The following is a 13272-nucleotide window of genomic DNA, read 5'->3' as shown; positions in this document are numbered from 1 at the left end:
AGATGCGCCAACCGATTCGACGCCTCGTCCAACTCCCGATACGTCAACGACCGGCCCTCGCACGACACCGCCACCGCCCCCGGCGCACGCACCACCTGCGCGCCGAACAACGCCGGAATCGACACCGGCACCCACGGCTCGGCCAACACCGTCCGGTTGCCGAAGTCATCGAGCCTGCGGTGCTCGTCGGCGTCGAGGGCATCGGTCGCCGACAAGCGCCGCTGCGGGTCGGTGGTCATGGCCACCAACACCCGCCGCAGCCGCTCGATCAGCGTTTCGATGGCCTGGGCGTCGAAGACGTCGGCGTCGTATTCGACGCGGAGGCGCAGTTCGTGGCCCGGCTGGGCCTGGATCGTCAGCGGATAATGCGTGGATTCCCGGCTGGCGATGTCGGTGATGGACAGCTCCTGATTGCCGGACAGGGCGGCCGCGTCGATCGGGTAGTTCTCGTAGGCGAACAGGGTGTCGAACAGCTGGTCCTGACCCGTGATGCGGTGAATCTCGTTGAGCGCCAGGTGCTGGTGGTCGAGCGTGTGGTTGTAGGCGCCCTGCAGTTGTTCGAGCAATCCTGCCGCGGTGGTGGTCGGCGTGATGTTCGCCCGCACCGGCACGGTGTTGATCAGCAGGCCGACCATCGATTCCGCGCCGGGGATCTCGGCCGGCCGGCCCGAGACCGTGGTGCCGAACGTGACGTCGTGCTGGCCGGTCAGCCAGCACAGCAGTTGCGCGTAGGCGGCCTGCAGCACCGTGTTGACGGTGGTGTGGCAGGAACGGGCCAGCTCGCCCACTGCGAGCGTGAGGTCGGCGGGCAGCCCTAGCGTCCGAACGCCCTGCTCCCCCGGCCGCAGCCGGTCCCGGCGGCCGACCAGCGTCGGGGTGTCGAAGCCGGCGAACACCTGGGCCCACGCGTCGCGGGCGGCGTCGCGGTCGCGGGCGGCCAACCAGGTGACGAAGCTGCGGTAGGGCGCGGCCGCGGGCAGGCGCTGACCGTAGTAGGCGGAAAAGATGTCGCCCAGCAGGATCGGCATCGACCAGCCGTCGAGAACGATGTGATGGTTGGTCAGCACCAGGTGGTGGCGGTCAATTCCGGTGCGGATCAGGGCAACCCGGAAGGGCGGCTGGTTGGCGAGATCGCACACGGCGGCGCGCTCGGCGGCGCACAGCCGCCGGATCTGCTCGTCGACGTCGTCGCGCAGCTCGATGTACCGCCAGGCCGGGGCGGGCTCTGCGGCGATGACTTGCACCGGCTCGCCGAACCGATCGACGAAGTGGGCCACCAGGTTTGGGTGGCGCCTGACCACGTCGCGCACGGCGTCGCGCAGGCGGCCGGGGTCGAGCGGCCCGGTGACGCTGATGTCGAGCTGTCCCGCGTAAAGGTCGCCGGCATCCTGGCCGGCGCTCCGGACGGTGTTCGCGTGGAAGAGCAGCCCCTGCTGCACCGGGGTCAGCGGGAGCACGTCGGCGACGTCGTGTTGTCGCTGCAGCTGGTCGATCTGCTTCTGGTCGAGGCGGGCGGGCGCGACGTCCGAGGGCGTCAATCCACCGCCGCCCGAACGCACGTGGGCGCAGATCCCGGCCAGGGCCTCGAACCAGAGCCGGCTCAGCCGGCCGACCTGCCCGTCGTCCAGCGCGGAGGGCGCCCAGGTCCAGTTGGCGTGCAGGTGCGCGCCGGATTCGGTGTCGACGGTGGCCGCGTTGAGCTCCAGGGTGTGCATCAGCGGCATCGGGATGGCCGCCGCAGCTGCGGTGACCGAGCCCGGCACCGGTCGCCACATCTCCTCGGACAGCTCGGCCGTACCACCTTGGCGCCCAAGGTAGTTGAATCCGATCGTCGGGTCGGCCCCGTCCAGGGCGGCATCGGCGTTCAGGTAGCGCAGCAACCCGTAGGTCAGCGAGTCCGGGAGGGCGCGCAGCTGCTCCTTGCCGTCCTTGAGGGCCGCGCCAAGCGCGGCGTCACCGGCGACCACCTTCGCCCAGGACAGCCCTCCGACGTTCAAGGCCACCGGGTATTTGGCGGTGAACCATCCCACGGTGTGCGACAGGTCGATGTCGCGGCCGAGCTCCTCGTTGCGGCCGTGGCCCTCGACGTCGATGCCGATCGGCGCGCGGGTGTCGCCCAGGAATTCCCCCACCGCCAAAGCGAACGCGACGAGCAGGATGTCCTGGATGCCGGCGTGAAACGCCGCGGGCACCTCACCGAGCAGCATGCCGGTGGTTTCCGCGTCCAGCTCCACCGACAGGTGCCCGGCGGCGGCGAAGGTGTCCACGTCGGGGCGCACCGCGGGCAGCGCCGCGGGGGTGGCCGCCACCCGCTGCCAGGTGCCCAGGTGGTTCAGGATGTCCGGGTCGCCCGCGCGCTCGGCCAGCCGCGCAGCCCACCGGGCGAACGACGTCCCCGTCGACGGCAGCGCCACCGGCTGCCCGAGCCGGTGCTGGGCCCAGGCGATGTTCAAGTCCTCCAACAGGATTCGCCAGGACACCCCGTCGACGGCCAGGTGGTGGACGATCACCGCCAGCTGGTTGGTGGTGGTCACCCACAGCGCGCTGAGCATCGCCCCGCCGGCCGGGTTCAACCGCGAGCGGGCCTCGACGAGTGCCGCGTCGGACAGCTCGCCCACCGTTTGCAGGCAGTCGCGGGCGTGCACCGAACCGGGCTCGGGCACGGTCGGCGACCATTCGTCGTCGAGGCGCAGGCGCAGCATGCCGTGCCGGTCGAGCAGGGCCTGCAGTACCACCAGCACGTCGGCCTCGCCCACCGCGGCGGGGGCCTGCACCAGCATCGTCTGGTTGAACTGGTCGACCGGCCCGTCCACGCCGCGCAGCCAATGCATGATCGGGGTGGCCGCCACCGGACCCACGCCCTCGTCGATCACGCCGGTGCCCGCCTCGGCCACCTCGGCCACCCGCGCCAGCCGGGCGACGGTCTGCTCGACGAACAGGTCGCGCGTGCGGCAGATCAGGCCGGCGGCCCGTGCCCGGGTCACCACTTGCATCGACGAGATGCTGTCGCCGCCCAGATCGAAGAAGGAGTCGTCCACCCCAACCCGGTCGAGTCCGAGCACCTGGGCGTAGATGCCGGCCAGGATCTCCTCGACGGCGTTGCCCGGGGCGCGGTACTGCTCGCCGTCGGAATACTCCGGTGCGGGCAATGCGCGGGTGTCGAGCTTGCCGTTGGGTGTGAGCGGCAGGGCCGGCATCGCGACCACGGCGGCGGGAATCATGTAGGCCGGCAACCGCTCCGCCAGCGCGGCGCGGACCTCGACCGGATCGGCCTGCCCGGTGAGGTAGGCCACCAGGCGCTTGTCACCGGGACGGTCCTCGCGGGCGATGACCACCGCCTGCTCCACCCCGTCCAGCCAGGCCAGGGCGGCGCGCACGTCGCCGAGCTCGATGCGGTAACCGCGGATCTTGACCTGCTCGTCCACCCGGCCCAGGTAGTCCAGTTGGCCGTCCGCGCGCCAGCGCACCAGGTCCCCGGTGCGGTACATGCGGGTGCCGGCCCCGCCGAACGGGCAGGCCACGAACCGCGACGCGGTCAGACCGGCCCGCTGCCAGTAGCCGCAGGCGACACCCGAACCGGCCACGTACAACTCGCCGACCACGCCGACGGGCACCGGCCGCAGGCGCTCGTCGAGGACGAACAACGCGCCGCCGGGCACCGGTGACCCGATCGGCACCACACCCGATTCCGCGGACGCCGCGGTCAGGGGTTCGCTGACCGCCGCGTACACGGTGGCCTCGGTGGGGCCGTAGGCGTTGATCATCGTCCGGTCCGCCCCCCACCGGTCGACCAGCTCGGCGGGGCACGCCTCGCCGGCCACCACCAGGGTGACCGACTCCAGCCCCTCGGGTGACAACATCGCCGCCGCGGACGGGGTCTGGCTCAGCACGCCGACGCGTTCGGCCACCAGCAGTGCGTGGAGGTCTTCCGGTGCCCGGGCGACCGACTCGGGCACCACGACCAGCCGTCCGCCGTGCAGCAGGGCACCGAAGATCTCGTGCACCGAGACGTCGAAGGCCAGGGAATGCCACTGCGACCAGACCCCACCGCGCGGCAGGCCGGCATCCATGCGCGCGAGAAGTTGCGTCGCGTTGCGATGCGTGACCGCAACGCCTTTGGGGACACCGGTGGTGCCGGACGTGTAGATCAGGTAGGCGAAGTCCTCGGGGCCGGGCGCGGTCGGCGCCGGGTCCGGCTGGGCGCCGCCTTCCAGGTCACCGACGTCTATGACGGGCACGTCGTGCCCGACGAGCCGGTCGGCCAGGTCGGCGGTGGTGAGGACGGCCATCGGCGCGGCATCGGATAGCACGAAGCCGATCCGGGCCTCCGGCAGCGCCGGATCGATCGGCAGGTAGGCCGCGCCTGACTTGAGCACCGCCAGGATCGCCACGATCGCCTCGGAAGAACGCGGAAACAGCAGTGCCACAAACCGTCCCGGGCCGGCCCCCCGCCCGGCCAACACGCGCGCCAGCCCCTCCGCCGCGGCGTCCAGTTCGCGGTAGGTCATGGACTGGCCGTCGCACACGAGTGCCACCGCTTCGGGCGTGCGGGCCAGCTGCGCGGCGAACAGCTGCGGAATGGACACCGGCGCGGCGGGCGGCCCGGTCAGCGCCGCGCGGTTCCCGATCTGGTCGAGGCGGGCATGCTCGGCCGCGTCGAGCAAATCCACCGCCGACAGCGATCGGGTGGGGTCGACGGTCATCGCCGTCAGCACCCGCTGCAATCGGCCGACGAGCGCCTCGACGCTGTCCGCGTCGAACACGTCGGTGCGGAACTCCACCGTCCCGCCGATGCCGGCGGGCTCACCCGCCTCGCTCCAGCGCTCGGCCAACGAGAACGTCAGATCCATGCGGGCGGTCTGGGTGTCCACCGGCATCGGCGTGATCTCGACGTCGCCCAGGGTCAGCCCGGCGACCGGGCCACCGCCTTGCCCGGCGAAGTTCTGCCAGGCCAGCATCACCTGGACCAGCGGATGATGGGTCAGGCTTCGGGTGGGGTTGAGCCGCTCGACGAGAACCTCGAAGGGCACGTCTTGGTGTTCGTAGGCGGCCAGGCTGCGCTGCCGCACCTGCGACAGCAGGTCGGCGAAGGTGGGGTCGCCGCCCAGCTCTGTCAGGTCGACCCGCAGCACCAGGGTGTTGACGAAGAATCCGACCAGCTCGTCGAGGGCGGGGTCGCGCCGCCCAGCGATCGGGAAGCCCACGGCCACATCGGAACTCGCGGTCGTCTTCGCGAGCAGCACCGCCAGCGCGGCCTGCACGACCATGAAGCTCGTCGCGTTGTGCTGGCGGGCCAGCTCGCCGACGCGCCGCTGCAGCTCGGCCGGCCAGTCAACTTCCACGGTGGCGCCCCGCTGATCGGCGACCAGCGGGTAGGGCCGGTCGGTGGGCAGCGGAAGCCGGTCGGGCATGCCGGCCAACGCGCCTTCCCAGTAGGCCAGCTGGGCGGCGATGGGGCTGGTGCGGTCGTCGAGATCGCCGAGCTGCGCGCGCTGCCACAGCGTGTAATCGACGTATTGCACCGCCAGCGGCGCCCAGCCGGGGGCGTGTCCGGCACACCGGCTCGCATACGCGACGCCCAGGTCGCGTACCAGCGGGGCGATCGACATCCCGTCGGCGGCGATGTGGTGCACCACGGCCACCAGCACGTGCTCGTCGTCGTCGATGCGGAAAAGCTCTGCCCGCAAGGGAATTTCGGTTGCGAGGTCGAAGGTGTAGCGCGCCGTGGCGCCGATGGCCTCATCGAGCTGGCCGGCGGACCACGCGCCCGCGTCGACGACCGACCACCCGAAGCCCGCTTTCTCGACCGGGGTCACCAGCTGCTGGGGCGTGCCCTCGGGCGCGGCGATCAGGGTGCGCAGGCTCTCGTGGCGCGCCACCACGTCGGCCAGCGCCGCACCCAGCGCGTCCGCGTCGAGGCGACCACTGAGCCGCAGCGCCGCCGCCATGTTGTAAACCGGTGACGGGCCTTGCAATTGGTCGAGGAACCACAAGCGGTTCTGCGCGAATGACAGCGGGATGACCGCGGGCCGCTCGGCGGCCACCAAGGGCTCCAGGCCGTTCGTGCCCTCGTCGATCCGCAGCGCCAGCTGGGCCACCGTGGGCGCCTCGAACACCACGCGGACCGGGACACCGGCACCGAGGTTGCTGTTGATGGCGGCGACGAGACCCATCGCGGAGATGCTGTCGCCGCCGAGTTCGAAGAAGGAGTCGTCGATGCCGACGCGGTCGAGGCCCAGGACGTCGGCGAAGATGGTGGCGAGAATCTCTTCGGTCGGGTTCTGCGGGGCGCGGTAGTGGCCGGCGCCGTATTCGGGGGCCGGCAGCGCGCGGATGTCCAGTTTGCCGTTGGCGGTCAGCGGCAGGGCTTGCAGGCCCACGATCGCGGCGGGCACCATGAACGCCGGCAACCGCTCGGAAAGCTCTGCCCGCAGCCGCGCCGGGTCGGCCGCGCCCGTGATGTAACCGACCAGACGCTTGTCACCGGGGCGATCCTCACGCGCGATCACCACCGCCTGCCCCACCCCGTCCAAAGCGCTCAACGCGGCCTGGATCTCACCGAGCTCGATGCGATACCCGCGGACCTTGACCTGCTCATCGGCGCGACCGAAGTATTGCAGTTGCCCGTCGCGGTTCCAACGCACCAGATCGCCGGTGCGATACATCCGCGTTGCAATCCCGCCGAACGGGCAGGCGACAAATCTCGACGCCGTCAGCCCGGGCCGGCCGAGATATCCAGTGGCCAAACCGGATCCGGCCACATACAGCTCCCCGACCACGCCCTCGGGCACCGGGCGCAACGACCCGTCGAGCACAAACAGCGCCGCACCGGGCACCGGCGAGCCGATCGGCGGCACCCCTGACCCCGCGACGAGCGGGGTGCTGATCGCGACACACATCGTGGTCTCGGTCGGCCCATAGGCGTTGACCAGCACCCGCCCCGGCGCCCACCGGTCCACCACCTCGGGCGGGCAGGCCTCCCCGGCCATCACCACCGCCACATCGTCCAAACCGGCCGGGTCCAGCATCGCCACCGCCGACGGCGTCTGGGTCAGAACACTGACGCCCTGGGCGCGCAGCACCGTATTGAAGTCCAGCGGTGAACCCGCCACGGATTCGGGCACCACAACCAGTCGCCCACCGCGCAACAGCGGGGCGAAGATCTCCCACACCGACACGTCGAAGGCCAGCGAATGCGCATGCGACCACACCCCGGGCGCCGGCAACCCGCCATCCAGCGAGCCGATCAACTGCGTCACGTTACGATGCGTGACGCCAACACCTTTGGGCACACCCGTGGTACCCGAGGTGTAGATCACGTAGGCCAGCCCGTCGGCGTCCGGCTCCGCCAGGGCGGTGTCGGGCACGGTGTCGAGGCGCCGATCGTCGACGTCCACCACGGGCACACCGCGGCCCTCGAATCGCGCCGCCAGATCGGCGGTGCTGACCGCGACCACGGGGGCGGCGTCACCGAGCATGAACTCGATCCGGGTATCCGGGGAGGAAGGGTCGATCGGCAGGTAGGCCGCCCCGGTCTTGAGCACCGCGAGCATGGCCGCGATCGCCTCTGCCGACCGCGAAACCAGCAGTGCCACAACCCGTCCCGGGCCCGCGCCGTGGGCCACCAACTCGCGCGCCAGCCGGGTCGAAGCCTCATCCAGCTCGCGGTAGGTCACCGACAGGCCCGCACCCGACACCGCCACCGCCCCAGGCGCGCGTGCCACCTGCGCAGCGAACAACCCGGGCACCGACACCGACCCCGGCACCGGCCCACCCAAAGCCGCCCGATTGCCGAACGCGTCCAGCCGAGACCGCTCGGCCTCATCGAGCACATCCACCGACGACAACGCCCGGCCGGGGTCGGCGGTCATGGCCGAAAGGACGCGCCGCAGCCGCGCGATCAGCGTTTCGATGGTGTCGGCGTCGAAGACGTCGGTGCGGAATTCCACCCGGCCGCCGATGCCGGCGGCCTCCCCCGTCTCGCTGAAGCGTTCGGCGAGGGAGAACACCAAATCCATTCGGGCGGACTCGGTGTCGACCGGCACGGAGGTGACGTCGAGGTCGCCCAGCGCCAGACCGGCGGCCGGATCGTCGTGGCCGGCGAAGTTCTGCCAGGCCAACATGACCTGCACCAGCGGGTGGTGGGTCAGGCTGCGGGCCGGGTTGAGCCGCTCGACGAGCAACTCGAACGGCACGTCTTGATGCTCGAACGCCTCCAGGCTGCGCGCCTGGACGCGTGCCAGCAGTTCGGCGAAAGTGGGGTCGCCGGCCAGGTCGACGCGCAGCACCAACGTGTTGACGAAGAAACCGACGAGCGCTTCCAGGGCGCGGTCGCGGCGCCCGGCGATCGGAAAGCCGATCGGAATGTCCGGGCCGGCACCGACTTTCGACAGCAGCACGGCCAGCGCGGCCTGCACCACCATGAACGTGGTCGCGTTGTGCTCGCGGGCCACCCGGCGAACCTGCTGCTGCAGCTCCGACGGCCAATCCACGACGACGCTGGCGCCGCGCTGGTCGGCGACGGGCGGGTAGGGCCGGTCGGTGGGCAGCTGCAACCGCTCGGGCATCCCGGCCAGCGCGTCCCGCCAGTAGGACAGCTGGGCCGCGATGGGGCTCCGGCTGTCGTCCAGTTCACCGAACTGCGCGCGCTGCCACAGCGTGTAGTCGACGTATTGCACCGGCAGGTCGGCCCAGCCGGGCGCCTCCCCCGCGCATCGGCCGGCGTACGCGACACTGAGGTCGGCGGCCAGCGGCGTGAGGGACAGGCCGTCCGCGGCGATGTGGTGCACGACGATCACCAGCAGGTGTTCCCGCTCGCCGAGGGCGAAAAGCTTTGCGCGCAGCGGGGTCTCGGCGGCCAGGTCGAAGGTGTGGCGTGTCGTCGCCGCGATCGCCTCGTCCACCTCGCCCGCCGGGGATCCGGTGGCATCGACGATTTCCCAGCCGAAGTCGGCCTCCTCGGCGGGTACCACCAGCTGCTGGGGCGTTCCGTGGCGGGCGGGGAACAGCGTGCGCAGGCTCTCGTGGCGGTTCACCACATCGTCCAGCGCCGCGCGCAGCGCGCCGGCGTCGAGGCGCCCGCGCAGCCGCAACGCGGCCGCCATGTTGTAGATCGGCGATGGGCCCTGCAGCTGCTGGATGAACCACAACCGGTTCTGCGCGAACGACAACGGGATCACCGCCGGGCGGTCGCCGGGGACCAGCGGCTGCAGGCGCCCCGCGGTCTCGCCGATGCGGGGGGCCAGTTGCGCGACCGTCGGCGCCTCGAACACGGCACGCACCGGCAGCTCGGTCTCGAGTGAGCCGTTGATCGCCGCGATCAGGCGCATCGTGGACAGCGAATCACCGCCGAGATCGAAGAATGAGTCGTCGACCCCGACGCGTTCGACGCCGAGTACCTCGGCGTAGATGCCGGCCAGGATCTCCTCGACCGCCGTGCTCGGGGCGCGGTAGTTGCCGGCGTCCTGGTAGTCCGGGGCGGGCAGGGCGCGGGTATCGAGCTTGCCGTTGACGGTCATGGGCAGCGCCGGGAGGACGACGACCGCGGCCGGGACCATGTAGGCGGGCAGCCGTTCGGCCAGCGCGGCGCGGGCGTTGCCCGCGTCCACCGTCCCGGTGACGTAACCCACCAGCCGTTTGTCACCGCGGTCCTCACGGGGGACGACCACCGCCTGCTCGACACCGTCCAAAGCGCTCAGGGCGGACTGGATTTCGCCGAGTTCGATGCGATAGCCGCGGATCTTGACCTGTTCGTCGGCACGGCCGAGGTAGCGCAGTTGCCCGTCGGGCCCCCAGCACACCAGGTCGCCGGTGCGGTACATCCGGGTCCCCGGTGCGCCGAACGGGCAGGCCATGAAGCGCGACGCCGTCAACCCCGATCGGCGCCAATACCCGACACCGACCCCGTCGCCCGCCAGGTACAGCTCGCCGACCACCCCGGGCGGAACCGGTTGCAGCCATTCGTCCAGCACGAAGAATGCCGCCCTCGTCACCGGTGCGCCGATCGGCGGAAAGCCAGATCCCGCCGCCAGCGGCGCGCTCTTGCAGGCCCACATCGTGGTTTCGGTTGGGCCGTAGACGTTGACCATCACCCGCCCGGGCGCCCAGCGATCCACCAGCTCGGGCGGGCAGGGCTCGGCCCCGATCACGAGCGCGGTCGCATCCAGCCCGTCGGTCGGCAACATCCCCACGGCCGAGGGGGTTTGGGTGAGCACGGTGACACCCTCGGCGACCAGGAGGGCGTGGAATTCCTGCGGTGAGCGGGCCACCGATTCGGGCACCACCACCAGCCGCCCGCCGTGCAGCAGCGCACCCCAGATCTCCCAGACCGAGAAGTCGAAGGCGTAGGAGTGGAACTGGGTCCAGACCTGCCCCGGTGACATCTCGATGCCGATCCGCAGCGAGTCGAACAGCTGCGCGACGTTGTATTGGGTTACCGCAACACCTTTCGGGACACCGGTGGTCCCGGAGGTGTAGATGATGTGCGCGAGGTCGTCGGGCGCGGGCGCCGGTGGCGCCGTGCCGGGCTGGCTGTCCAGGGCGGGGTCGCCGACGTCGACGACCGCCAGGTCGAACCCGTGCAACCGCTCGGTCAGCGCCGCGGTGGTGACCACGGCGATCGGTGCGGCGTCGGTGAGCATGAACTCCATCCGGGCCGCCGGCAGCGCCGGGTCGATCGGCAGGTATGCCGCCCCGGATTTGAGCGCGGCCACGATCGCCACGATGGCCTCGGCCGAGCGCGAAAAGAGCAGCGCCACACGCTCACCCGGGCCCGCCCCACACCCGATCAGCAGGTGCGCCAAGCGGTTGGCCGCCTCGTCGAGTTCCCGGTATGTCATGGACCGGCCGTCGCAGACCACGGCGACCGCGTCGGGCGTGCGCGCCGCCTGCGCGGCGAACAATTCCGGAACCGACACCGGCGTCGCCGGCTCGGTCAGCACTGCCCTGTTGCCCCACCTCTCCAGCCGGGCGTGCTCGCCCGGATCCAGCAGGTCTACCGACGACATCCGCAGCCCCGGGTCGGAGGTGACGGCCACCAGCAGGCGGTGCAGCCGCTCGATCAACGTCACGACGGTGTCGGCGTCGAAAACGTCGGTGCGGTATTCCGCCGTCACGCCGATCCCCGCGTGCTGGCCGGCCTCGGTCCAGCGGTCGGACAGCGAGAACGTCAAATCCATCCGCGCCGTGTGGGTTTCGACCGGCATCGGGGTGGCCCGGACATCGCCGAGGGCCAACGTGGCGGTGGGATTGCTGTCATAGCCGGGGAAGTTCTCCCAGCCCAACAACACCTGGATCAACGGATGATGGGCCAGGCTGCGGGTGGGATTGAGCCGATCCACCAGGAACTCGAACGGCACATCCTGGTGCTCGAACGCGGCGAGGCTACGCCGTCGCACCTGCGCCAGCAGCTCGGCGAAGGTGGGATCGCCGGCCAGGTCGACCCGCAGCACCAGTGTGTTGACGAAAAAACCCACCAGCTCGTCCAGCGCGGGATCGCGGCGCCCGGCGATCGGGAACCCCACCGCCACATCGTCGCTGGCGCTGATCTTCGACAGCAGCGCGGCGAAGGCGGCCTGAATCACCATGAAGCTGGTCGCGTTGTGCTCGCGCGCTACCCGACGGATCTGCTGCTGGACCTCCGTCGGCCAGTCCACCGCCAGCCGGGCCCCCCGGTGGTCGGCGACCGGCGGGTAGGGCCGATCGGTGGGCAGCTGCAAGCGCTCGGGCATCCCGGCCAGCGCGTCCTGCCAGAAGTCCAGCTGGGCGGCGATCCGGCTCTGGCTGTCGTCCAGGTCGCCGAATTGCGCGCGCTGCCAAAGCGTGTAGTCGACGTACTGCACCGACAGCGGCGCCCATTCCGGGGCCTGCCCGGCGCACCGCGCCGCGTACGCGACGCCCAGATCGCGCGCCATCGGGGCGATCGACCACCCGTCGGCGGCGATGTGGTGCACCACGACCACCAGCACATGGTCGTCGTCGGCGGTGGTGAAAAGCTCCGCGTGTAACGGTATTTCGTTCGCCAGGTCGAACGCGTAGCCGGCGACGGCATCGGTGCCCTCGCGCAGCCGGCCTTCCGGCCAGCCCCGGGCGTCGACGACGTTCCACCCCAATCGGGCGCGTTCGGCGGGGAGCACCACCTGGTGGGCGGTGCCGTCGTGAACCGCGAACAGTGTCCGCAGGCTTTCGTGGCGGTCGACGACGTCGGCCAGCGCCGCGCCCAGCGCGTCCGCGTCGACACGTCCTCGCAGCCGCAACGCGACCGCGACGTTGTAGATGGGCGAGGGTCCCTGGAACTGGTCGATGAACCACAACCGGCTCTGCGCGAACGACAGCGGGATGAGCTCGGGCCGCTCGCCGGCCACCAGCGGCTCCAGCCGGGCGGCCTCCCCGCCGGTGAGGCGGGCCAGCTCGGCGACGGTGGGCGCGTCGAACACGGCGCGCACCCCGAGGTCGGAATTCACGCTGGCGTTGACCGCGGCGATCAGGCGCATGGCCGACAGCGAGTCCCCGCCGAGGTCGAAGAACGAGTCGTCCACCCCGACCCGCTCCAGGCCCAGAACCTGGCCGAAGATGCCGACCAGGATCTCCTCGACCGCATTCGACGGGGCCCGATAACGATCGGCGTCCTGATAGTCGGGTGCGGGCAGCGCCTTGCGGTCGAGCTTGCCCGAGGAGGTCAGCGGGAATTCCTCGAGCGCCACGATGTGCGACGGCACCATGTAGTCGGGCAGCCACGCGCTGATCCGTTCGCGCACCGCGGCGATCTTGGTGTTGGCGTGCGGGTCGTTGGCGTAGCTGGTGCGTTGCCGGGCCCGGGCGGGCGGCAGGTAGACGTCGGTCAGCCGGACATCGGAGTCGGTGAAAACCGCACTGAGCGTGCCGGGTTGGGTGCCCCAGGTGACGGCGACGTGATATCCGGCGGACTCGCCGAGGCAATGCAATCGTTCCGCGACGGTGGCGCCGGTGATCGCGCCGGCTTGGGCCAACGCGTCGGGGACGGGCAGCCCCGCGGCGAGCGCGGATTCGATACGGACGTCGGCGATCACCCCCACGTGCGGGATGTCGGTGACGCGGACCTCGGCGGGCCGCTCCGACGTCAGCCTGTCGTGCAGCGCGTCCAGGCCCGCACATTGCGCCCACGCCCAGACGGGCGCGCCGGCCACCGAGCGAAGGGGTGCGGGAGCCTTGTGGATGGTGACGTCGTAGCGGTACCGGTTCAGTTCGTTGTCGGCCATGCCGCGCTTGACCCGGATGTCCAGCCCGCCCGCGGAT

Annotated in this window: 1 protein-coding gene; it reads right to left on the bottom strand. The window is 71.1% G+C overall.

Going from position 1 to position 13272, the window contains the following annotated elements; all coding sequences use genetic code 11:
* Positions 1-13272: non-ribosomal peptide synthetase (locus A9X03_RS10100; RefSeq protein WP_156746522.1), on the bottom strand; the 13272-nt coding region annotated here is incomplete at both ends.

It is taken from the genome of Mycobacterium sp. E1715 (assembly GCF_001667625.1).
Classification (GTDB): Bacteria; Actinomycetota; Actinomycetes; order Mycobacteriales; family Mycobacteriaceae; genus Mycobacterium.
This window is presented reverse-complemented; position numbering and strand designations above follow the sequence as displayed.